Genomic DNA, 23,148 nt, shown 5'->3' with positions numbered 1-23,148 from the left:
CGATTTTACCGCTTTCCCCGCGTTCAGGCCGTATCGTGTCTATCCTATCTTGCTAAATAAAAGGTATAGACATTTAATAGTGTGCCTCAAGGATAGAGTCCACGCACCTGACGCGACTCCAGAATGCGCGCGCAGCCCACAATGAATGCCGCCGTACGCAAGGTGACGCCATGCTCTTTGGCCACGGCGGCCATCGTGGCGTAGGCCGCCCGCATCATGTGGCCAAGACGCGCGTTGATCTCGTCTTCGGTCCAGAAGAAGCTGGAGAAGTCCTGCACCCATTCGAAGTAGGACACCGTGACGCCGCCAGCGTTGGCGACCACGTCCGGCACCACGACGATGCCCTTGGCATTCAGAATGTCGTCGGCTTCGGGGGTGGTCGGGCCGTTGGCCCCTTCGATGACGATACGTGCCCGGATGCGGTCAGCATTGTCTTTATTCAGTTGGCCTTCCAGGGCGGCGGGAATCAGCAGATCGGTTTCGATATGCCAGAAGTCGGCATCCGCGATGGTTTCAGTGTTGGGCGCGCCGGCCACGCCTTTGTTTTGCTCCACGTGGTTCAGCAGGGCCAGTACATCCAGGCCGTTGGCGTTGTAGACCGTGCCGGTGTGATCCTGCACGGCCAGCACTTTGGCACCGGCTTCCTGGAACAGGCGGGCGGCAGTGCCGCCCACATTCCCAAAGCCCTGCACGATGACGCGTGCGCCGTTGACATCGATGCCGGCATCGCGCGCGGCTTCGCAGCCGACGGTAAACACGCCCCGGCCGGTGGCTTCCACGCGGCCCAGGCTACCGCCCAGCGACACCGGCTTGCCGGTGACCACGCCGGTGGAGGTACCGCCCACGTTCATGGAATAGGTATCCATCATCCAGGCCATGGTCTGCGCGTTCGTGTTTACGTCAGGCGCGGGAATGTCTTTGTTGGGGCCGATGATGACGCCGATTTCGCTGGTATAGCGGCGTGTCACGCGTTCCAGCTCGGCCTGGGAGAAGTTGCGCGGATCGATGCGTATGCCGCCCTTGGCGCCGCCAAAGGGCAGGTTGACGGCAGCCGATTTGACCGACATCCAGGCGGCCAGCGCCATGACCTCGGACAGGGTGACGTCCTGGTGGTAGCGCACGCCGCCTTTGCCGGGGCCGCGCGAGGTGTTGTGCTGGACGCGGTAGCCTTCAAAGTGGGCCACGGTGCCGTTATCCAGTTCGATGGGCACATCCACGATCAGGGTGCGCTTGGGGCGCTTGAGTGTTTCCACCCATCGGGAAAGCTTGCCCAGGTAGGGTGTGACCCGCTCCACTTGTTCGAGATAGATACCCCAGGGGCCGACATTGTCGGGATTCAGGTAGGACGGCAGGGCATGAGTGGGACGATCTGTCATGGGCTCCTCGATAGGGCTGGAAAATAAAGAAATAAGCGTGCTATGTGTCGCGGCGAAAGTGTGTTCAAGGGGCGGGCCGCCTTAACGCACGAGGCCCTCAGGAGGTATGCTATCGGAAATGGCCGGTCTTGTGTTTGCCGCCTCCGGTCGCGGTTTTTCTGGCTGTGTGCATTGATGTCCTCTCCCCACTCTTCCCTTGGCGTTCGCCTGGCGCAGTTGCGCGAACGTATCGAGCGAGCCTGTGTGCAGGCTGGCCGCGAACCTGGTTCGGTCGCGTTGTTGCCGGTCAGCAAGACCTTTCCTGCGTCTGTGCTGGCGCAGGCCCTGGATCTGGGCCTGACCCGTTTGGGCGAGAACAAGTTGCAAGAGGTCCGCGACAAGCAGGAACAATTGGCTGACCGCAACGTGCAGTGGGTCATGATAGGCCATTTGCAGACCAACAAGGCCAAGGATGCGGCGCGGCTGGCCTCCGAGGTCCAGTCCCTGGACCGTTTGGCGCTGGCCCATGCGCTGGATAGGCGACTGCAGGTCGAGCAACGCAGCCTGGATGTGCTGGTGCAGGTCAAGACCTCGCCCGAAGACAGCAAGTTCGGTTTGCCTCCCGATCAATTGCCGGCGTTTATGCAGGCCTTGCGTTCTATGGATACCTTGCGGGTGCGTGGGCTGATGACGATGGCGGTCAACAGTCCGGACACCGATGCCGTACGTGCTTGCTTTGCGCAGTTGCGCCTGTGGCGCGATCGTTTGCAGGCCTTGGGTTACGAGCAGGTGCAGGGCCTGTCCATGGGCATGAGCGGTGATTTCGAGCTGGCTATTCAGGAAGGCTCTACCGAAGTGCGGGTCGGCTCGGCGCTGTTCGGAGCGCGCGATTACGCCTGATGGCGCGGCCTTGTGTCGAATCGTCCGCCAGGCGGTATCCGCATCGCTCCTAATGCCGTGCGCTGCAGGGCTGACGCATAATGATCCGGCGCGTCTCGAACGAGGCGCAACCACTCAACGATAAAGAGAGCGGCGCTGCGCGCGTGCTCGCACAATAATCAAGGAGACATTATGCGTTGGAAAACCTTTGGAATCGGTCTGCTGCTGGCCGGTGCCGGCCTGACGAGCACGGCGATGGCGGCGGATTGGCCGCAGTCCTCGATCCAGTGGGTGGTGCCCTATCCGGCCGGCGGCGGTTCGGATGTGATCGCCCGTCTGGTGGCCAAGCAGCTTGAGACTACGCTGGGCCAGAGTCTGGTCGTGGAAAACAAGCCGGGCGCGGCCACCATCATCGGCGCTACTTACGTGGCCAATGCCAAGCCCGATGGCTATACGGTGGGTACGGCCGACTCGGGCACGCTGGCTTATAACGTGTCCTTGTACCGTTCGTTGCAATATGATCCAAGCGCCTTTACCTATGTGGGTGGTCTGGCGCGTTTTCCTTTGATGCTGGCCGTGCCCCAGGGTTCGCCGTATAAAACGCTGGCTGATCTGTTGGCCGCCGCCCGGGCCGAACCTGAAAAGTTGACCGCCTCGTCGGCCGGCAGCGGCTCGCCGCATCATTTGGCGTTGGAAATGTTCGAGCAACTGACGGACACCAAGATCACCCATGTGCCTTACAAGGGCGCTGCGCCAGCCATCCAGGATTTGCTGGGTGGGCAGGTGGATATGTCGTTTGTGGATTCGGCTGCCGCCTTGTCTAACATCAAGGCCGGCAAGCTGCGTGTGCTGGGCGTGGCCACCCCTGCGCGTATCGATTTGCTGCCTGATGTGCCCACCATGGCCGAGGCCGGTGTGAAGAACTTTCAGGCGTATGCCTGGCAGGGCATGGTCGGACCTAAGGGCATGGATGCCCAGGCCAGCCAGCGGATGAGCCAGGTCTTGATGCAGGCCTTGCAGGACCCGGCCATCGCCCAGCGCATCCGCGACATGGGCGTCGAACCCATGCCGATGACCTCCGAGCAGTTTCGCAGCTTTGCCGAGCGCGAACGCAGCGAATGGGCGGGCGTGATCCAGCGGGCCGGTATACGCCTGGATTAAGCAGTGCTCAGGCGATCTGGATGTCTCCATAGTGTTTCAGGGCATCCAGATCCAGTACCTGGACAGCGCCGTACTCGATCAGCAGCAGGCCTTCGTTTTCTAGCTGGCGCAGGGCCTGATTGGCGCGTTGTCGAGATACGCGGGCCAGGTAGCCGATTTCTTCCTGGGTAATGTCCAGCCGGGGGCCTTTGCCCGGGTACAGCAGTGGGTTGAACAGTTCGGCCAGACAGCGCGCCACGCGGGCGTCCGGGGTGGACAGGCGGTCGTACTCGGCTTTGCCGATGAACTGCGCAACACGTTCGTTGAGCTGATGCAGGAGATAGCGATTGAACGCAATGCTCTGGTCCAGCAAGTCGTTGAACGTACGGGCGGGCAGCCGGGCGACCTGGCTGGCGCGCAGCGCCACGACATCGTATTTGCGCTCCTCGTCCTTGAGCAGCGACCCTTCGCCTATCCAGCCGCCGGCGGGCACGCCCGTCAGCGAGGCAATCTTGCCGTCGGGATTGCCGACCGAAACCTTGATCAGGCCGGACATCACACCTAGCCAGGCCGAAGCGCGTTCGCCTTTGCGCTCGATGATGGCACCGGCTTCGTACACGGTGACCAAGGTGTCGCGCCGCACACGTTCCTGCAGATCGGGAGTCAGCAGGCCGAACCATGCCGCGCGTTCGGGCAGGGCGTCTAGAACATGCATGAGGAATAACCCTAGATAAAGGTGGAATGTCATGTCCGTGACAGTTGCACGGGCAGGCAGCCGATACCTTGATTAACAACAGGATGCAAATAGCAGACTGATATAAGCAAGTCTTCCTAGGCCATCATAAGCAGCCCACCTGAGCAGAACAAGCCGGGAAAATTCGGAGGAGACATGGTTGTTCGGACAGATCAAGGACAGGTAGCCGCTATTCCAGGCACCTTTCCCGCGTGGATAGATCATCATGCCCGTGTGCGTGGCGGCAGTGTCGCCATGCGCGAGAAAGACCTGGGCATCTGGCAAACCTGGACCTGGCAGCAGGTGGCCGAACAAGCGCAAGCCTTGGCGGCCGGTCTGGCGGCTCTGGGCGTGCAGCAAGGCCAGCATGTGGCCGTGATCGGCGAGAATCGCCCGCGTCTGTACCTGGCCATGATGGCCGCACAGATGCTGGGGGCCGTGCCGGTGCCGCTCTACCAGGACGCGGTTGCCCAAGAGATGCTGCACGTGCTGCAGGATGCCAGCATACGGGTGGCCGTGGTGGAGGACCAGGAACAGGTCGACAAGATGCTGGAGGTCTGGGAACAGTGCCCGGATCTGAGCCAGGTGGTCTACGATGACCCGCGTGGCCTGCGCAACTACCGGCAAGAGCAATTGCTGGATATCGAGCGGGTCATGGAGCAGGGCAGGGAGCGCCTGAGGCGCGAGGCCGATTGCGTGAGCCGCATCTGGCAGGCACTGCAACCTGACCAGGCGGCGGCCATGTTCTATACCTCCGGCACCACCGGCAAGCCTAAAGGCGTGGTGCTGACGCATGCGGCGCTGATCGATCGTGCGCTGGCCATCCAGGATATGGAGTCGCTGACCGATCGCGAGGAAGTGCTGGCCTATCTGCCGCCGGCCTGGATAGGGCAGAACATGTTTTCCTACACGCAGTTTCTGGTCACCGGGTTTACGGTCAACCATCCCGAATCGCCCAATACGGTGTCCATTGATTTGCACGATATAGGCCCGACCTATTACTTTGCGCCGCCGCGCGTGCTCGAAGGCCTGCTGACCCAAGTGACCATACGCATGGAAGATGCCGGCGCAATCAAACGGGCGCTGTATCGCCGTTGTATGGCGCTGGCCAGTCGTGTCGGGGTGCGCATTTTGGACGGCCACCACGATGTTGGCCTGTGGGACCGGCTGCGCTACGCGCTGGGCAATGTGCTGATCTACGGCCCCTTGCGCAATGCCTTGGGCATGAGCCGGGTTCGTGTGGCCTATACCGCCGGCGAAGCCATTGGCCCGGACTTGTTCGATTTTTACCGCTCCATCGGCATCAATCTGAAGCAGTTGTATGGCTCTACCGAAACGTCGGTGTTTGTCTGTGTGCAGCAAGACGGCCACGTGCGCGCCGATACCGTGGGACCGCCGGTGCGCGGCGTGGAGATACGGGTGGCAGACAACGGCGAGATCCAGGTGCGTAGTCCGGGTCTGTTCAAAGAGTACTACCGCAACCCCGAGTCCACCGCCGAATCCTTTACCGAGGACGGCTGGTACCACACGGGCGACGCGGGCTATCTGGATACCGATGGGCAACTGAAGATCATTGACCGTGCCAAGGATGTGGGCAAGCTGGCTGATGGTTCGTTGTTTGCGCCCAAGTACATCGAGAACAAGCTCAAGTTCTTCCCCTTTATTAAAGAGGCGGTGGCCTTTGGCGCGGGTCAGGATCAGGTCTGCGCCTTCATCAATATCGATCTGGAAGCGGTGGGCAATTGGGCCGAACGTCGCAACCTGCCTTATGCGGGCTATACCGATCTGGCGGCCAAGCCCGAGGTCTATGCCTTGATCCGCGACTGTGTGGAGCAGGTGAACGCGGACCTGGCGGCCGACCCCAAACTGGCTGGTTCCAGCATTCGCGCTTTCTTGATCCTGCATAAGGAGCTGGACCCGGACGACGATGAGCTGACGCGGACTCGCAAGGTGCGGCGCGGCTTCATTGCGCAGAAATACGAGGTGCTGGTGCAGGCCTTGTTCGGGGGCGTGGATCACCAGTACATCGAGACCGAGGTGAAATTCGAAGATGGCCGAACGGGCCGCATTTCGGCAGACCTGCGCATTGAACGTATGCCGCAGGCCGCAGGAAGGAGCAAGGGATGACTGACGTGCAGACACAGGAACGGCGCATCGGGCCGGTGGTGCTGGATCTGAAGAATATTTCCTTGGCCTTTGGCGGGGTCAAGGCGTTGACGGATATTTCTTTCGACATACGCGAACACGAGATCCGCTCCATCATCGGCCCTAACGGGGCAGGCAAAAGCTCCATGTTGAACGTCATCAACGGGGTGTACGCGCCACAAAAAGGCGAGATCGTGCTGCGCGACCGCGCTTATGCGCGCATGAACTCGCGGCATACGGCCGAGCAGGGAATTGCCCGCACCTTTCAGAACCTGGCTTTGTTCAAGGGCATGAGCGTGCTGGACAACATCATGACGGGGCGCAACCTGCACATGAAAAGCGGCGTGCTGGCCCAAGCTTTTCGCCTGGGCAGTGCGGAACGCGAGGAAATCCGAAATCGCGAATATGTAGAAGGCCTGATCGATTTTCTGGAAATCCAGGCGTACCGCAAGACGCCGGTGGGGCGTTTGCCGTATGGCTTGCAAAAGCGGGTGGACCTGGGTCGTGCCTTGGCCATGCAGCCCAGCATTCTGTTGCTGGACGAACCTATGGCGGGCATGAATATCGAGGAAAAGCAGGACATGTGCCGCTTCATCCTGGATGTCAACGAAGAGTACGGCACCACCATTGTGCTGATCGAGCACGATATGGGCGTGGTCATGGATATTTCCGACCGCGTTGTGGTGCTGGACTATGGCAAAAAGATCGGCGATGGCGCGCCCGACGAGGTGCGCCAGAATCCGGACGTCATCCGCGCCTATCTGGGCGCTGGGCACTGAGGGGAGCGGACATGGCTTTTTTTCTGGAAACCGTGCTGGGCGGCTTGATGATAGGGATGCTGTATGCCCTGGTCGCCCTGGGCTTTGTGCTGATCTTCAAGGCATCGGGCGTGTTCAACTTCGCCCAAGGTGCCATGGTGCTCGTAGCGGCGCTGGCGATGGCCCGGCTGTCGCATTGGATTCCGCAGTGGCTGGGCATGGAGCCGGGCCTGTGGGGCAATGTGCTGGCCTTTATCGTGTCGGCCTTGCTCATGTGGCTGCTGGCGGTGCTGATCGAGCGTTGGGTGTTGCGCTATCTGGTCAATCAGGAAGGCACGACCTTGCTCATGGCCACCATCGGCATCAGCTACTTTCTGGACGGGTTGGGGCAGATTGTGTTTGGCAGTTCGGTCTACTCCATCGATGTGGGCATGCCCAAGGACCCGGTCTTTATCCTGGAATCCATGTTCGAGGGCGGCGTGCTGGTCAGCATGGAAGACCTGAGCTCAGCCTTGCTGGCGGCCTTGCTGGTGGCGGCTCTGGCCTTCTTCTTTCAATACACCGGGGTAGGCCGGGCGTTGCGCGCCGTGGCCGACGATCACCAGGCGGCGCAGTCCATCGGTATCCCCTTGAATCGAATCTGGGTGGTGGTCTGGACGGTGGCGGGCTTGGTGGCGCTGGTGGCCGGGGTGATCTGGGGGTCTAAGTACGGTGTGCAGTTCACCCTGTCCACGGCAGCCTTGCGCGCCTTGCCGGTGGTGATACTGGGCGGGCTGACGTCGGTGCCGGGGGCCATCGTAGGTGGGCTGATTATCGGCGTGGGCGAAAAAGTGTCCGAGGTCTATCTGGGACCGTATGTGGGCGGCGGCATCGAGATCTGGTTTGCGTATGTGCTGGCCCTGGTGTTTCTGCTGTTCCGGCCGCAAGGCTTGTTCGGCGAGAAGATTATTGATCGCGTCTGAGGTGGAGTCGACATGATTTATCGCGAAAACGGCCAGTTCAAGAGCAGCTATCGGGCGGATCAACAGATTTTCCCCATCCGTCAGGACCGCTATGTGGTGCTGGGTGTTCTGTTGATCGCCTTTGTGGCGGCCCCTCTGCTGGCGTCCAATTATTTTCTGCAGGCCATTCTGACGCCTTTTCTGATCCTGTCGCTGGCCGCCATCGGTTTGAACATATTGGTGGGCTATTGCGGGCAGATTTCCATTGGTTCGGGTGCCTTCATGGCTGTGGGGGCTTATGCGGCCTGGAACTTCGGGGTGCGCATTCCCGAAATTCCGCTGGTGGGGCAGATCTTGCTGGGCGGGGTGTTCGCTACTTTGGTGGGTGTGGTGTTCGGCATCCCCAGCTTGCGCATCCGGGGGCTGTACTTGGCCGTAACCACGCTGGCGGCGCAGTTTTTCGTGGACTGGGCCTTTCTGCGCATTGCTTTTTTTACCAACTACTCGCCCTCGGGCAACGTCTCTGTGCCGGCCTTGACGGCATTTGGGCTGCCGGTGCAGACGCCGGCGCAGAAGTACGTGTTCGTGCTGATTTTTGTGGTGATCTTTGCGCTCTTGGCCAAGAACCTGGTGCGCGGGGCCATAGGCCGGCAATGGATGGCCATCCGGGATATGGACGTGGCCGCTGAAGTGATCGGCATACGGCCGGTGTACGCCAAATTAACAGCCTTTGCCGTCAGCTCCTTTTTCATTGGCGTGGCCGGTGCCCTGTGGGCCTATATCCACCTGGGGTCCTGGGAGCCGTTGGCGTTTGACCTGACGCGCTCCTTGCAACTGCTGTTTATTGTCATCATCGGCGGACTGGGTTCGATTGTGGGTAGTTTCTTCGGTGCGGCTTTCATGGTGCTGCTGCCTGTGCTGCTGACCAATGTCCCGCACTGGTTCGGGTTGTCGCTGGCGGTGGACACGGCCTCGCACATCGAGCATATGGTGTTTGGCGCTTTGATTGTTTTCTTTTTGATTGTGGAGCCGCATGGTCTGGCGCGGCTCTGGAGCATTGGCAAGGAAAAGCTGCGGCTGTGGCCTTTCCCCCATTGATGCAGGCAAGTGGTGCATGAACGAACAGCCCTGCCATCAGGACGGGGCATTCACAACATGGTACTTATCGGAGGACCAGGAGATGACAACACGACTGAAACGTGCCGCGCTGGGCTTGAGCGCCTGCGCCGCGATGCTGACCATGAGCACGGCTGCGCTGGCGGCCGAAGAGCAATACATTCCGCTGCTGACCTACCGCACCGGATCGTTTGCGCCTTTGGGGATTCCCTGGGCCGACGGCAAGCTGGACTATCTGGCGCTGGTCAACGAGCGCGACGGCGGTGTGAACGGCGTCAAGTTGGTGTACGAGGAATGCGAAACGGCCTACGCCACCGACCGGGGCGTGGAATGCTACGAACGCATGAAAGGCAAGGGCGGCGGCGCATCGGGTTTTGACACCCAGTCCACTGGCATTACCTTTGCCCTGACCGACAAGGCGTTTGTGGACGGCATACCTATCGAAACGATGGGCTATGGCCTGTCGCACTCGGTCAATGGTTCCGTGTTCGAGTGGAACTTTCCGCTGCTGGGTACGTACTGGACGGCGGCCGACGTCATGATCCAGGACATTGCCAAGCAGGTTGGGCAGGATAAGCTCAAGGATCAGCGTATTGCCTTGGTCTATCACGACTCGCCCTATGGCAAGGAGCCCATTGCCCTGCTGCAGGCCCGCGCCAAGGCCGAAGGCTTCAAGCTGGATCTGTACCCGGTAACCGCGCCCGGCGTGGAGCAGAAGTCCACCTGGTTGCAGGTACGCAAGAACCGGCCCGACTTTATCCTGCTGTGGAGCGCCGGCATCATGACGCCCACGGCCATTCGCGAAGCTCAGGCGGTGGGTTATCCGCGTGACAAAATCTATGGCATCTGGTGGGCCGCCTCCGAAAGCGATGTGGCCGATCTGGGTGCGGCCGCCAAGGGATACAAGGGCATCACGATTCACAACAGCGCCGAGGATGGTCCGGTACACGAGGCTGTCAAAGCCATGCACGCCAAAGGCAAAGGAGCCGAAAACGGCGACAAGTACGTGGGTTCGCTGGCGCACACGCGGGGCATGATGATTTCCATGATGCAGGTGGAAGCCATACGGACCGCCCAGGAAAAATTCGGCAAAGGCAAGCATATGACACCCGAGCAGGTGCGTTGGGGTTTCGAGAATCTGAATCTGGACGAAGCGCGCCTGAAGGAGCTGGGCTTCGAGGGCATCATGCGTCCGGTCAAGACTTCGTGCAGCAATCACATGGGTGACGACTGGGCCCGCATCGTGCAGTGGAATGGCAACAAGTTCGAGGTCGTCTCGGATTGGTATCAGTCCGACAAGAGCTTTGTCGATCCGCTGGTCAAGGAAATGTCGGCCAAGTACGCGGCCGAGAAGAAGATCACGCCTCGCACCTGCGAGGGTTGAACCCAGGCGCCCGGGGGGCGACTCCGGGCGCTTTTTGCGCGGGGATGATCATGATGAATACCGCAGACCAGACGACACAGGCACCCGTGCTGCTGGACGTCAATGGCATTGAAGTCATATACAACCACGTCATTCTGGTGCTTAAGGGCGTGTCCCTGCGTGTGCCTGAAGGGCATATCGTGGCCCTGTTGGGGGCCAACGGCGCGGGCAAGACCACGACCTTGCGCGCCGTCTCCAATCTGCTGCGCGCCGAGCGCGGCGATGTGACCAAAGGGCATATCGAACTGCGCGGCGAACGCATCGAACAGTTGACCCCGGCCGATTTGGTCAAGCGCGGCGTCGTGCAGGTCATGGAGGGCCGGCACTGCTTTGCGCACCTGAGCATCGAAGAAAACCTGCTGACCGGGGCGTATACGCGTTCCTTGTCTCGGGGCGACCTGAGCGCCGAGCTGGACAAGGTTTACCAGTACTTCCCCAGACTCAAGCAGCGCCGCACCAGCCAGGCGGGCTATACCTCCGGCGGTGAGCAGCAGATGTGTGCCATCGGCCGGGCCTTGATGGCCGATCCGGGCATGATTCTGCTGGACGAACCTTCTATGGGTTTGGCCCCCCAGGTTGTGGAAGAAATCTTCGAGATCGTGCGCGATCTGAATCAACGCGAACGGGTCAGTTTTCTGCTGGCCGAGCAGAACACCAATGTGGCGCTGAAGTACGCCGACTATGGCTACATCCTGGAAAACGGCCGCGTCATGATGGATGGCCCGTCCCAGGCGCTGGCCGAGAACGAGGACGTCAAAGAGTTTTACCTGGGCGTCTCGCATGGCGAACGCAAGAGTTTTCGGGACAACAAGTTCTATAGACGGCGCAAGCGCTGGCTGGCCTGAGGGGGGACCATGAGCGACTATTACGACGAACGCGAAACCTTGCCTGCCCAGCAGCGCGAGCAAGAATTGATGGCCCGCCTGCCGCAGGTGTTGCAGGCGGCGCGCCAACGCGCACCGGCCATTGCCGTGCAATTGCAGGGCGTGGATATAGCAGCTGTGCGTAGCCGCGAGGATTTGTCCGCCATTCCGGTCATCCGCAAGAGCGAGCTGTTGCAGGCGCAACTGCGGTCGCGCGAACAGGCGCGCACGCAAGGGGGGGCGGGCCGTCAGGCGCAGGATGTGTTTGGCGGTTTTTCCGCGATTGGCTGGGGGCAGGCTCGTAAAGTGTTTGCCTCGCCCGGCCCTATGTACGAACCGGAAAGCGCGCGGCCCGATTATTGGGGCTTTGCGCGGGCTTTGTATGCGGCCGGTTTTCGGCGCGACGAGCTGATCTACAACTGTTTTTCTTATCATTTCACGCCGGCCGGCTCCATGATGGAAACGGCGGCTCATGCCTTGGGCTGCACCGTGTTTCCCGGTGGCATCGGGCAGACCGAACAGCAGGTGCAGGCGATGGCCGACTTGATGCCCGGGGGCTATACGGGTACGCCTAGCTTCCTGAAGATCATCCTGGAAAAAGCCCAATCCATGCAGGTGGCGCTGCCCAGCCTGGGCAAGGCGCTGTTCTCCGGCGAAGCCTATCCGCCTTCCTTGCAGCAGTGGTTTGCCGGGCATGGCATTGACGGGTATCAGGCCTATGGCAGTGCGGATCTGGGCATGATTGCCTACGAGACGGCGGCGCGCGAAGGCCTGGTCCTGAACGAAGGCCTGATTCTGGAGATCGTGCGTCCGGGCACTGGCCATGCCGTCGAGCCGGGCGAGGTGGGCGAAGTGGTGGTCACGTCGTTCAATCCCGATTACCCCCTGGTGCGTTTTGGCACCGGCGATTTGTCGGCTTTGTTGCCGGGTGTCTCGCCTTGCGGACGGACCAATCAACGCATACGGGGCTGGATGGGGCGTGCCGATCAGACCACCAAAGTGCGCGGCATGTTCGTGCATCCGGCCCAGGTCGAGCAGATCCGTACCCGGCATCCGGAGCTGGGGCAGGCGCGGTTGGTGGTGCGTGGCGCAACCGGACAGGATCAGATGGTGTTTCAGGCCGAGATCGTCTCTGGGCTGCCCGGTCTGGAGCAGGCCGTGGCCGAAACCATACGGGATGTGACCAAACTACGTGCCCAGGTCGAGCTGCTGGCCCCTGATACCTTGCCGCGCGACGGAAAAGTCATCGAAGATCAACGTAGCTACGATTGATATGTAATTTGTTTATACCTACAGGGTAATATCGGGCTGCGGTAATATGCAGGAAAATCATGTATTCCAGCATCCACAGAGGAGAGACCGATGCGTTTCCTGAAACTTTCTGCCGGCGTCCTGGCGGCGATGGCCTGCGCCCAGGCGGCCCAGGCCACCACCCTGGATACGGTCAAGCAGCGTGGCCATGTGCTGTGCGGCGTGACCACGGGTTTTGCCGGTTTTTCCGCCCCTGACGACAAGGGCAATTGGACGGGGCTGGATATCGACGTATGTCGTGCCGTGGCCGCCGCGACGCTGGGCGATGCCAGCAAGTACAAGGCCGTGCCTTTGAATTCCCAGCAGCGTTTTACGGCCCTGCAGTCCGGTGAGATCGATCTGCTGGCGCGCAACACCACGGTGACGCAGCAGCGCGATACGGCCGTGGGTGCCATCCATGCCGGCATCAATTTCTACGACGGCCAGGGTTTTCTGGTGTCCAAGAAGCTGGGCGTGTCCAGTGCCAAGGAATTGAACGGGGCGACGGTTTGCATGCAGACCGGCACATCCAACGAAAACACCATGGCCGACTGGGCGCGGGCCAACAAGGTCGACTACAAGCCGGTGGTCATCGAGCAGTTCAACGAAGTGGTCAACGCGTTCGTGGCCGGTCGCTGCGACGTATTCTCCACGGACGCCTCGGGCCTGGCCTCGATCCGCATCTCCAAGATGCAGAATCCCGACGATTATCAGGTGCTGCCCGAGATCATCTCCAAAGAACCGTTGGGGCCGTTCGTGCGCCAGGGCGACGATGCGTGGCTGAACATTGTGAAATGGTCGTTGCAGGCGACCTTTAATGCCGAAGAGCTGGGTGTGACCTCGGCCAACGTGGACGAGCAGCTTAAAAGCACCAACCCGAATGTGCAGCGCCTGCTGGGCGTGACTCCGGGTGCCGGCAAGAACCTGGGCCTGGACGAAAAATGGGCCTACAACATCATCAAACAAGTGGGCAATTACGGCGAATCGTTCGAGCGCACGGTGGGCAAAGGCAGCCCGCTCAAGATCGAACGCGGCCTGAATGCCTTGTGGACCAACGGCGGCCTGATTTACGGTTTGCCTATTCGTTAATTTGATGCCGCCAGATTGATGATGGTGTCGAAACGGCTCCCTGTGGGGAGCCGTTTTTGTTGTCTGGCGGTTGCAAGATGGTTTTCTTCAAGGCGATGCACGAACCTGCCGTGCGCCTGTTCTGCGGTCGTTGTTTAGGTTTTGCGCCGCAGCACCAGCGAGATTTTGGCGAAGGCCACTTGCAGTTCGGGCGTGGCTCCTTGAAAGACGATGGGGCGGCCGCGCCGGGTAAAGCAGATCAGGCGCTTGGAGTTGAACAGCGGCACGAATTTGGCAAAGTGGATGTCCTGCCACTGTACCTGCCGCTTCATGATCCAGCTTTGGCGTATGCCGTCCTGGTCTATGGTGGTGACACCGTGCCACATATACCAGGCGATCACGATCAGGCCCGTGAACAGCAGCACCAGACTGCCGGCCAGCAGCGGGCTGATGGCGGCACCTTGCGGGGAGCTTGCCACCAGAGCCATGCGTATGCCGATCAGGACTAGCACCAGCCAGGCGGTAGCGGCTACCCAGCGCGGCCAGGAGCGGCCCTGAACAGGCAGAGGTGATATGTCCTTGAGCAGCGCAGCAATCTCCTCCGAGGAGGCGGGCTGGCTCATGAGCATGCAATCGCTCCCTTGCGAGCGGCCAGCGCATTGCCGGCGTGGCTGGCCGATTTGCGGCCCAGATGGCCAGAGATCCACTGACCGATGTCCACCACAGCGTCCAGATCCACGCCGGTGTCTATTCCCATGCCCTGCATCAGGTACAGCACATCTTCGGTCGCGACGTTACCGGTTGCCCCCTTGGCGTAGGGGCAGCCGCCCAGGCCGGACACCGAACTGTGGAAAATATGAATGCCCGCCTGCATCGAGGCTACGATGTTGGCAATGGCCTGACCGTAGGTGTCGTGGAAATGCCCGGACACGCGGGCCGGATCTACCTGTTCGGTGATGATGCGCATCAGGTCATAGACCCGCCGCGCCGTGCCCACCCCTATGGTGTCGGCCACGTCGATCTCGTCGCAACCCAGGGCGATCAGGCGTTGGGCCACATTGAGCACCTTGGCGGGGGCGATTTCGCCTTCGTAGGGGCAGCCCAGCGAACAGCTGATGGAGCCGCGCAGACGCAGCCCTGCCTGCTTGGCCGCCTGCGCGACCGGCACAAAGCGTTCGATGGATTCGTCGACGCTGCAATTGATGTTGCGCTGGGAAAAGGCTTCGCTGGCCGCTGCGAAAATGACGACTTCGTCGGCCTTGGCGGCCAGCGCGCCCTCGAAGCCGCGCATATTTGGCGTCAGTACCGAGTAGATCGTACCGGGACGGCGTTCGATGGATTCCATGACCTGCGTGCCATCGGCCATTTGCGGCACCCATTTGGGCGATACAAAAGAAGCGGCTTCGACATTGGCAAAGCCGGCGTGGGCCAGGCGTTCGACCAGCTCGACTTTGACGGCGGTGGGAATGAATTCTTTTTCGTTCTGCAAGCCGTCCCTGGGGCCGACCTCGACGATCTTGACGCGCGATGGGTATGACATGGTGAGTCCTGGAAAGGGAAGGCGGCCATGTGGCCGCAAACTATATACGGATGATAACCGCTGTCGGGCTGGTGATTAAGGTTTCAAGCGTTGGAAACGGCCATCGGGCAGGGCTTCGATGCATCCGGCCAGTTCCAGCTCGGCCAATACGGCGGGCAGCTCGGTTGCCAGCAGGCCGGTGCGGCGCAGCAGTTGGTCGGCAGACAAGGGGGCAAAGTCGATCCGCTCCAGAATCGGGCGCAGTTCCTCGGGTAAGGGGTTGTCAGTGTTTGTCGGGGCAGGCGGTGGCGATATGGCACAGGGCGGCAAACCCGACGGGGCTGCGCCACCCAGTTCATCCAGAATGTCCTGTGCGCTTTCCACCAGCTTGGCTCCTTGTCGGATCAGGGCATGGCAGCCGCGTGACAGCGGGGAGTGAATAGAGCCGGGGATGGCAAAGACCTCGCGCCCCAGCTCGCCTGCCAGTCGGGCGGTAATGAGTGAGCCGCTCTGGCGGGCCGCTTCGACCACCAGCACGCCTTTGGACAGGGCGGCGACCAACCGGTTGCGGCGCGGGAAGTGGTGGGGCAGGGCGCGGGTGCCCAGGGGCAGTTCGCTAAGCAGCAAGCCTTGCCCGGCGATCTGGTGGGCCAGTGCGCGGTGGGCGGCCGGGTAGACCAGGTCCATGCCGGTCCCCATGATGGCGATGGTGCTGCCGCCTTGCTGTCCGGCGCGCAGGGCACCGTGGTGGGCTGCCTGGTCGATTCCGGCAGCCAGGCCGCTGACGATGCACCATCCCTGTGCCGCTAAAGTGCCTGCAAAGTCCCGGGCAGTCTCTTGGCCTGATTGGGTGGCATTGCGCGCGCCCACAATGGCCAGAGCGGGGCGGCCCAGGCAGTCCAGGTCGCCATTGGCATAGAGCAGCAGGGGTGGGTCGTGCAAATCCAGCAGTGCGGCTGGGTAGGCGGGGTCGGCCAAGGTCAGGATATGATGGCCGGCTTGTTCCAGCCAGTCGGTTGCCTGCGCGATGGCGGCTTGCAGTGGGTCCGAGGGTTCGCCGGCCATTTGGGCGGCCAGGTCGGCCGGCAGGTGGCGGGTCAGCGTGGCGGTGGAACTTTGGTAGATATGTTGCGGCAAGCCGAGCGCGGCCAGCAGTTGGCGGGCAGGGGCGGGCGTCAGGCCGGGTTCCAGAGACAGGCGCAGCCAGCCGCGCAGTTCTTCCGATGTAAAATGGTGTGGCATGCGGCAGTGTGGCATGAAACAGCGCGTTGGCGCTTCCAGGCAGGACAGTTGTCTCTAGCGGGATCAAAAGGCGCGCAGCGCACGTCCCGAAAGCAGATGCTGTCCTGAATCGTGTTTTATTATATAGACTTATAGGTTTTCTTCGGACTTGCATCATGGCTTTGCTACCTATCCTTAAATTCCCAGACCCGCGCCTGCACACGGTGGCCAAACCCGTGCAGGAAGTGGACGAGCGCGTGCGCACGCTGGTCAAGGACATGGCCGAAACCATGTACGATGCACCCGGCGTCGGGCTGGCTGCCACACAAGTGGATGTACACGAGCGCATCGTGGTCATCGACGTATCCGAAGAGGGCAACGAACTACTGGTGCTGATCAATCCGGTCATCACCTGGAAAAGCGAAGAACTCCAAGTCTACGAAGAGGGTTGTCTGTCGGTACCCGGCGTGTACGACAAGGTCGAGCGTTCGGCACGCATCCGCTTCAAAGCCCTGAACGAGAAGGGCGAGCAGTACGAACAGGAAGCCGAAGGCCTGTTGGCCGTATGCGTGCAGCACGAATTGGATCACCTGGATGGCAAGGTGTTTGTGGAATACCTGTCGGTGCTCAAGCGCGAACGCATACGCAGCCGTCTGCGCAAGCAGCAACGCGAAGCCCTGAAAGCGACCAGCTAATCGTATGCGTATTGTTTTTGCCGGCACGCCCGAATTTGCCCGTATCGCCCTGGACGCTTTGCTGGCGCACGGTTTTGATGTCCCCTTGGTGCTGACTCAGCCCGACCGCCCTGCCGGACGCGGCCTTAAACTGACTCCCAGTCCTGTCAAGCAGGCTGCGGTGCAGGCCGGCATTCCGGTCTTGCAGCCGCTTAGCCTGCGCCTGGACGGCAAGTACCCTGAGCAGGCCGCCCAGGCCCGGCAGGCCTTGCTGGGTGTACAGCCCGATCTGATGGTCGTGGCGGCGTATGGCTTGATTCTGCCTTCCTGGACCTTGCAGTTGCCGCGTCATGGTTGTTTCAACATTCATGCCAGCCTGTTACCGCGCTGGCGCGGCGCAGCCCCTATTCAGCGCGCGATCGAAGCGGGCGATGCGGTCACAGGCATTACCATTATGCAAATGGACGAAGGGCTGGATACCGGCGATATGTTGGTACGCCGCGAACTGCCCATCCGGGCGGATCACAGCGCGGCCACCTTGCACGACGAACTGGCTGTCCTGGGTGCCCAGGCGTTGCTGGAGTCTTTGCAGCAATTGCGCGATTCCAGCCTGATCGCCACGCCGCAGCCCGAACAGGGTGTTACCTACGCGGCCAAGTTGTCCAAGGCCGAGTCGGTTCTGGATCTGTCCTTATCCGCCGTGGCGTTGGAGCGCCGTATCCGTGCGTTCGATCCTGTTCCGGGTTCGACGCTGGCGCTGCCGGGTCTGGAGCAGCCCATTAAAGTATGGCGAGCCCAGGCCCTGGAGGCGTCGGGTACGGCTGTTCCGGGGACTGTGTTGGCCGCCAGTGCGCAAGGCATAGATCTGGCTTGCGGCCAGGGCGTGCTGCGTTTGCTGGAAGTGCAGAAGGCCGGCGGCAAGCGTCAGCCGGTCAGCGCATTCGTGCAGGGCTGGCAGGCCCGCGCCGATTAGGCGTTCAGGTGCCGGGCCGGGCCTGGCGCCGCCATTCCAACGCTCCGATCACGATGCCGCTGGCGCAGACCACGCCAATGCCGATCCAGGTGAACACATCGGGGAATTGTCCCCATATCATCCAACCCAGCGCGGCGGCGGCGACGATCTGCAGGTACACAAAGGGTGCCAGCAAAGAAGCGGACGCGCGCTGGTAGGCCTGTATTTGTAGCAAGTGGCCCAGGCAGCCCCAGAAGCCCGTGGATGCCAGAATCAGCCATTGGAAGGGGCTGAGCGCCTTGAGAGCCGGCAGGGTGGGTGGCAGAATGAAGGGCAGGGCGATAGTCAGGCAGATGCTGCCTACGGCACCGCTCCAGATCAGCGTGGTCATGGCGTCGTCCACGGCCACGCGGCGCGTGGCGATAAACTGAGTGGCGAACATACAGGCCGTGATCAGGCCGAACAGAATACCCATAGGATGCAGACCGCCGGTAGGCCGGATGATGATCAGCACCCCTAAAAACCCCACTCCGGCGGCAATCCAGCGGCTGATGCGCGGCGGCTCTTTCAGCAGCCAGGGGGCGACCGACAGCACCAGCAACGGGGCCAGGAAGTTGATGGCCGTGGCTTCGGCCTGCGGCAGGTAGCGCAGGGCCGAAAAGAACGAAAAGGTCGCCAGCATCATGACGGTGCCGCGCAGAATCTGTGCTTTGGGCCGGGCGCTGCGCAGCACGCGCCGGCCTTTGACCGGCAGCACCAGCGCCAGAACCAGCCCCAGATGCACGACGTAGCGAAACCAGCACATGACCAGCAGGGGCACGCCAAAGCCCATGATCCATTTGCCGCTGGCGTCCAGGCCCGACAGCGCCCAGGAAGACAGCACAAGAATCAGTACGCCGGCCAGTGGGAAAGCGCTGGATGACAGGGCCGTCCGGGTGTGTGATCCGGTCGCGGGCGAGCTCATGGTGGACTCCTGACAGAAAGCACAAGGACGGCCGGGCGGCCGTCCTGCTGGAAACGATCTTACGGGATCAGCGGCCGCGCAGCGGCAATACCCTTTCGATAGCTGCGCCTACACCGAGCAAGTGCTCGTCATGGTAGGCGGGCGCGGCCACCATCAGGCCGACAGGCGCTTCGTCGGGTGCATGGCAAGGCAGCGACAAGGCGCAGCCGTCCAGGAAGTTGATCAGGGTCGGATTGCGCAGAATCAGGCCATTGGTGGCGAAATACAGGTCGTCGGATTCGATCAGATCCTGGATGCGGGGTGCGATCACTGGGACGGTGGGCATCAGTACGGCGTCAAATCGTTCCAGGCGGCTTTCTACGGCAGCAATCCAGGCCTGGCGGGTATCGAGCAGTTCGATATAGTCTGCGCAGTCTATGTTCTTGCCGCGCATGATGCGCGAGGCGACGCGAGGGTCGTACTGTTCGCCTTTGGCCTGGATCAGGTCACGGTGTACCGACCAGGCTTCGGCGCAAACAAATCCGCCTTGACGATTGATATGCGGCAACTGCTCGAATTCAGGGATGTCGATTTCTTCGATCTGCGCGCCTTGTTCGCGCAGCAAAGCGATGGCACGGTCAAAGGCTGCACGTACGGTATCGTCGATGCCATCGAACACGAACGAGGCAGGCACCGCCAGCCGCAAAGTTTCCAAGGCCGGAGCCACCACCGGCACGTAGGGCTGATCGGTCAGGATGGCATCCACGATGGCGCAGCATTCCACGGACGCAGCCAGCGGGCCGTTGGAATCCAGGCTGCGCGACAGCGGCATGGCACCTTCGCTGGGCACGCGCTCGGCCGTGGGCTTGAATCCGGTCAGGCCGTTGAACGCCGAGGGTATACGGATAGAACCGCCGGTGTCCGTGCCGATGGAAAAAACGGACATGCCTTGCGCGACTGCCACGCCCGAGCCAGACGACGAGCCGCCGGGGATGCGCGCGCTGTCGCGGTCCCAGGCGGAGCGGGGCGTGCCGTGGTGGGGGTTGATGCCCAGCCCGGAAAAGGCAAATTCGGTCATATTGGTCGAACCGACCAGAATGGCACCGGCCTTGAGCAGGCGATCTACAATGGCTGCGTGGTGTTCAGCCGGTTCGGCATCTTGCAGGACAGCCGAACCGCCCAGGGTGATGTGGCCGGCAATGTCGAACAGATTCTTGACCGACATGGGCAGGCCTTCGACCAGCGACCGGCGCAGTCCTGCCGCGCGCAGCAGGTCCGAAGCCTGGGCGGCTTGCATAGCCTGTTCGGCAAAGACCTCGATAAAAGTCGCTGCGCCTTCGCCGTTTTCGTCCTGGATGCGGTCCAGGGCTTGGCGGGTCAGGGCGACCGAGGTGGTTTCACCCCGGTCCAGGGCGCGTTGCAGTTCGGTAATGGTCGCTAGCATGGCTACTCTCAAAAAGTAAGGCTGAACTCAGTGGCAGTTTAGGCCACTTCGGGCAGAACGTCCGTCACGTAGGTGTGGCGGATGCTGCGCTGGCGGCGTGGGTCGAACAGCTCCATGGTGAAGCTGCTGGCCGGACGGATGCCGCCGATGGCTCCGACGGTGCCGCAGGTCATGCCGTAGCCGGCGGGCATGGTCGTGGACTGGAAGTAGCCCTCGATCAGCTCCAGCGGGTTCTTCAGGCTGGCCAGTGTGCCGTCCTGGTACAGCACCTCTTTACCGTCTTCCTGGATATAGGCGCGCAGCACCAGCTCGTCCCAGTACTCGGCGACATCGCTGAACAGCCAGGCTTCGCGGGCGACGGGCTTGGCGCAGATTTGCTTGGACAAGGCTACGCTGTGCGCTTCCAATACGCGGTCGGTATGGTCCGAGGCCAGGCTGACCAGCAGGCGGCCCTGGTGGTTGAAGACAAATACTTCGGACTCGCCCGAGGAGCCGGAACCGACGACCTGGATGGTCTCGTCCTGCACCATCTGGTTGGCGGCGATGCGGTAGTACAGCGGTACGGCGCTGGGGCGCGGCACGCCCAGTTCGGCCAGCTCTTCGATATGGTGCTCGATGGCAGCCATATCGCGGCCGGCCCAGCCGGCTACGATGCAGTGTTGCAGGTCGGCTTCGACGATTTCGGTGTGGGTGGCCTGGGCCAGCTCAAAGGTCAGACGCATAGCGATACTCGTTTAATCAAGGGTCAAGACGGGATCAGCCGAACAGGCGTGGTAGCCACAGGGCCAGATCCGGGAAGATGGCCAGCAGGCCTACCATGGACAGCAGCATGATCACGAACGGCAGGCTGCCGATCATGACGTCGTTCATGCTGCCGCTCTTGCGCAGGCTCTGGACCACAAACAGGTTCAAGCCGACCGGCGGGGTGATCAGGGCCACTTCCACCAGGATGATGATGGCGATGCCCAGCCAGATGGGGTCAAAACCCAGGGCGATCATGATGGGGGCCACGATCGGTATGGTGGTGATCATCATGGACAGGGTTTCCATGAAGCAGCCCAGCACCAGGTAAAAGACCACCAGAATCAGCAGCATGGTCATGGGCGAGACGCCCAGGCCGGTGATGGCACTGGTCAGCGCATTGGTCAGGCCGGTGGCGGACATCACGAAGTTCAGGAAGGCCGAACCGATCACGATCAGCATGATCATGGCCGTGGCCTTCATGGTGCCTTCCAGCACTTCTTTGATCATGGTCCAGCTCATGCGCCCGGAAAACGCCGCCAGGATCAGCGCGCCCACCACGCCCAGCGCGGCGGCTTCCGTGGGGGTGGCCACGCCGGCGTAGATGGAGCCGACCACCAGCAGGAAGATGCCCAGCGGCGGGACCAGGTGAACCAGGCTGGCAAAACGCTGGCTCCAGGAGGCTTTGATCTTGGCACCGCCCCACTGGGGTTTGACCAGGCAGGCGGCGGCGATCGACAGCATGAACAGCAAGGCCATCGCCAGACCGGGGATGATGCCGGCCAGATACAGCTTGGGGACCGATGTGTTGGTCAGCACGCCATAGATCACCAGATTGATCGATGGCGGAATCAGGATGCCCAGCGTGCCGCCTGCAGCCAGGCTGCCCAGGAACAGGGGTTCGTTGTAGCCTTGCTTTTTGATCTGCGGCAAGGCCACGGTGCCGACGGTGGCGGCAGTGGCCACGCTGGAGCCGGAGGTGGCGGCAAACAGAGCACTGGCACCGATATTGGCGTGCATCAGACCGCCTGGCAGCCAGGACAGCCACAGGCTCATGGCGTTGTACATGCGTTCGGCCATGCCCGAGCGCAGCAGGATCTCGCCCAGCATGATGAACAGGGGAATGGCGACCAGCAGGAATTCATTGCTGGTACCCCAGGACAGCTCGCCCAGCGCACCGGTCAGCGGCAGCATGGAATAAAGCGGGTCCAGAATCAGGCCCAGGACGCCCAGGGCGGCACCTACGGGCACGCTCAGTCCGATCAGGACGAGCAAAAGAGTCAGTGCGGTGGCGATCATTTGGCGTCTCCGTGAACCATGCGGTGGCCGGCCTCGGCTTCTTCAAGGGCTTCTTCCTGGGTGCTGCGGATGCCGCAGACAGCCTGGACGGTGTGGATGTCGCCGGTAATCAGGGCCAGGCTGGAGCGCAACAGCATCAGCGCCAGAACCACGCATAGCCAGATCAGGCCCGCGACCCATAGAAACTGAGGAATCCACAGCGGCGTGCCCAGGGCGGTGTTGGCAGTGGATTGATTGGTCCAGGACAGGCCGGCGACATCAGCGCCGTAGCGGGTCAGGTACACGATAAAGGCGGACAGGGCGACCAGCGCGATCCAGTCCAGCAGGGCGGCCAGGCGCACAGGCAGGTGCTGGTAGATGGCGTCAATACGGATATTGGCGCGCTGCAAGGTCGCAAAGGACAGCGCCCAGGAGATGCTGATGGCAAAGGCATAGCCGGACAATTCGTCCGAGCCGCCCAGCGAGCTGCCGCTGAACTTGCGAAACAGCACATCGGCGGTGATGTAGAGCGCGCTGAGCAGTGTCAGGCTGCCTGCGAACCAGATGGCGATGCGCGATAGGGTCGTGGCACCGGACAGCATGCGGTTCAGCAATGCGAATTTTTTGGTGTTTTCCATGGTGTCTACCCCGTACAGGGTTCAGGG

General features: G+C 61.6%; 22 protein-coding genes. 12 read left to right on the top strand and 10 right to left on the bottom strand.

Translation table 11 applies throughout. The features are described 5' to 3' along the window. Positions 1-86: 86 nt before the first annotated feature. The gene (locus AADW57_RS00230; RefSeq protein ID WP_341668054.1) at positions 87-1,376 is read right to left on the bottom strand and encodes a Glu/Leu/Phe/Val family dehydrogenase; all 1,290 of its coding nucleotides are present in this window, start codon (positions 1,374-1,376) and stop codon (positions 87-89) included. Between the two features lie 174 nt (positions 1,377-1,550). Here AADW57_RS00230 and AADW57_RS00225 point away from each other — a divergent pair, with 174 nt between their 5' ends. Beyond that, positions 1,551-2,255: a YggS family pyridoxal phosphate-dependent enzyme gene (locus AADW57_RS00225; protein WP_341668053.1), complete on the top strand. Its 705-nt coding sequence runs from the start codon at positions 1,551-1,553 to the stop codon at positions 2,253-2,255. Between the two features lie 171 nt (positions 2,256-2,426). Next, positions 2,427-3,395 carry a Bug family tripartite tricarboxylate transporter substrate binding protein gene (locus AADW57_RS00220; protein WP_341668052.1) on the top strand — a complete coding sequence of 323 codons (969 nt, stop codon included), beginning with the start codon at positions 2,427-2,429 and terminating at the stop codon, positions 3,393-3,395. A gap of 7 nt (positions 3,396-3,402) precedes the next feature. Here AADW57_RS00220 and AADW57_RS00215 read toward each other — a convergent pair whose 3' ends face one another. Next, complete coding sequence (locus AADW57_RS00215) at positions 3,403-4,089, bottom strand: Crp/Fnr family transcriptional regulator (RefSeq protein ID WP_341668051.1); 687 nt, start codon at positions 4,087-4,089, stop codon at positions 3,403-3,405. A gap of 174 nt (positions 4,090-4,263) precedes the next feature. Here AADW57_RS00215 and AADW57_RS00210 point away from each other — a divergent pair, with 174 nt between their 5' ends. The 8 genes from AADW57_RS00210 to AADW57_RS00175 all read left to right on the top strand — a co-directional run bounded on the left by AADW57_RS00210 (position 4,264) and on the right by AADW57_RS00175 (position 13,732). Further along, complete coding sequence (locus AADW57_RS00210) at positions 4,264-6,234, top strand: AMP-binding protein (RefSeq protein WP_341668050.1); 1,971 nt, start codon at positions 4,264-4,266, stop codon at positions 6,232-6,234. Continuing rightward, a complete protein-coding gene (locus AADW57_RS00205) occupies positions 6,231-7,031 on the top strand; it encodes an ABC transporter ATP-binding protein (protein ID WP_341668049.1) in 801 nt (266 codons plus the stop codon). Before AADW57_RS00210 ends, AADW57_RS00205 begins: the two co-directional genes overlap by 4 nt. 11 nt (positions 7,032-7,042) lie before the next feature. Then, positions 7,043-7,972 (top strand): branched-chain amino acid ABC transporter permease, encoded by a 930-nt coding sequence (locus AADW57_RS00200; protein WP_341668048.1) that lies wholly within the window; start codon positions 7,043-7,045, stop codon positions 7,970-7,972. A gap of 12 nt (positions 7,973-7,984) precedes the next feature. Then, complete coding sequence (locus AADW57_RS00195; RefSeq protein ID WP_341668047.1) at positions 7,985-9,049, top strand: branched-chain amino acid ABC transporter permease; 1,065 nt, start codon at positions 7,985-7,987, stop codon at positions 9,047-9,049. A gap of 133 nt (positions 9,050-9,182) precedes the next feature. Next, a complete protein-coding gene (locus AADW57_RS00190; protein WP_341669629.1) occupies positions 9,183-10,451 on the top strand; it encodes an ABC transporter substrate-binding protein in 1,269 nt (422 codons plus the stop codon). 53 nt (positions 10,452-10,504) lie between these two features. Further along, on the top strand, positions 10,505-11,335 hold the full coding sequence (locus AADW57_RS00185; RefSeq protein WP_341669628.1) for an ABC transporter ATP-binding protein: 831 nt from the start codon (positions 10,505-10,507) through the stop codon (positions 11,333-11,335). 9 nt (positions 11,336-11,344) lie between these two features. Continuing rightward, on the top strand, positions 11,345-12,625 hold the full coding sequence (locus AADW57_RS00180) for a phenylacetate--CoA ligase family protein (protein ID WP_341668046.1): 1,281 nt from the start codon (positions 11,345-11,347) through the stop codon (positions 12,623-12,625). A 90-nt stretch (positions 12,626-12,715) separates the two neighbouring features. After that, complete coding sequence (locus AADW57_RS00175; RefSeq protein WP_341668045.1) at positions 12,716-13,732, top strand: amino acid ABC transporter substrate-binding protein; 1,017 nt, start codon at positions 12,716-12,718, stop codon at positions 13,730-13,732. A 134-nt stretch (positions 13,733-13,866) separates the two neighbouring features. On the opposite strand, the gene AADW57_RS00170 is transcribed toward AADW57_RS00175, so the two are convergent. The 3 genes from AADW57_RS00170 to dprA all read right to left on the bottom strand — a co-directional run bounded on the left by AADW57_RS00170 (position 13,867) and on the right by dprA (position 16,472). Continuing rightward, positions 13,867-14,340, bottom strand: coding sequence for a hypothetical protein (locus AADW57_RS00170; protein ID WP_341668044.1), 474 nt, complete (start codon positions 14,338-14,340; stop codon positions 13,867-13,869). Continuing rightward, on the bottom strand, positions 14,331-15,251 hold the full coding sequence (locus AADW57_RS00165; RefSeq protein WP_341668043.1) for a hydroxymethylglutaryl-CoA lyase: 921 nt from the start codon (positions 15,249-15,251) through the stop codon (positions 14,331-14,333). Before AADW57_RS00165 ends, AADW57_RS00170 begins: the two co-directional genes overlap by 10 nt. A gap of 75 nt (positions 15,252-15,326) precedes the next feature. After that, complete coding sequence (gene dprA, locus AADW57_RS00160; RefSeq protein WP_341668042.1) at positions 15,327-16,472, bottom strand: DNA-processing protein DprA; 1,146 nt, start codon at positions 16,470-16,472, stop codon at positions 15,327-15,329. A 155-nt stretch (positions 16,473-16,627) separates the two neighbouring features. Between dprA and def the strand changes: the two genes are divergently transcribed. Together def and fmt are read left to right on the top strand one after the other, a co-directional pair. After that, positions 16,628-17,146, top strand: coding sequence for a peptide deformylase (gene def / locus AADW57_RS00155; protein ID WP_341668041.1), 519 nt, complete (start codon positions 16,628-16,630; stop codon positions 17,144-17,146). A gap of 4 nt (positions 17,147-17,150) precedes the next feature. Beyond that, entirely contained in the window at positions 17,151-18,098 is a 948-nt protein-coding gene (gene fmt / locus AADW57_RS00150; RefSeq protein ID WP_341668040.1) for a methionyl-tRNA formyltransferase, read from the top strand. Between the two features lie 4 nt (positions 18,099-18,102). Here the strand turns inward: fmt and AADW57_RS00145 are convergent, their stop codons facing one another. The 5 genes from AADW57_RS00145 to AADW57_RS00125 form a co-directional block, all read right to left on the bottom strand. Then, positions 18,103-19,041: a DMT family transporter gene (locus tag AADW57_RS00145; RefSeq protein ID WP_341668039.1), complete on the bottom strand. Its 939-nt coding sequence runs from the start codon at positions 19,039-19,041 to the stop codon at positions 18,103-18,105. 67 nt (positions 19,042-19,108) lie between these two features. Continuing rightward, on the bottom strand, positions 19,109-20,464 hold the full coding sequence (locus AADW57_RS00140) for an amidase (protein ID WP_341668038.1): 1,356 nt from the start codon (positions 20,462-20,464) through the stop codon (positions 19,109-19,111). Positions 20,465-20,502: 38 nt separating this feature from the next. After that, the gene (locus AADW57_RS00135; RefSeq protein ID WP_341668037.1) at positions 20,503-21,186 is read right to left on the bottom strand and encodes a DUF2848 domain-containing protein; all 684 of its coding nucleotides are present in this window, start codon (positions 21,184-21,186) and stop codon (positions 20,503-20,505) included. Positions 21,187-21,220: 34 nt separating this feature from the next. Continuing rightward, positions 21,221-22,504 (bottom strand): TRAP transporter large permease, encoded by a 1,284-nt coding sequence (locus AADW57_RS00130; RefSeq protein ID WP_341668036.1) that lies wholly within the window; start codon positions 22,502-22,504, stop codon positions 21,221-21,223. Beyond that, entirely contained in the window at positions 22,501-23,121 is a 621-nt protein-coding gene (locus tag AADW57_RS00125; protein ID WP_341668035.1) for a TRAP transporter small permease subunit, read from the bottom strand. Before AADW57_RS00125 ends, AADW57_RS00130 begins: the two co-directional genes overlap by 4 nt. Positions 23,122-23,148: the final 27 nt, after the last annotated feature.

It is taken from the genome of Alcaligenes sp. SDU_A2 (assembly GCF_038237375.1).
Classification (GTDB): domain Bacteria; phylum Pseudomonadota; class Gammaproteobacteria; order Burkholderiales; family Burkholderiaceae_B; genus Alcaligenes.
The sequence above is the reverse complement of the archived record's forward strand: the minus strand, read 5'-3'. Positions and strand labels throughout refer to the sequence as shown.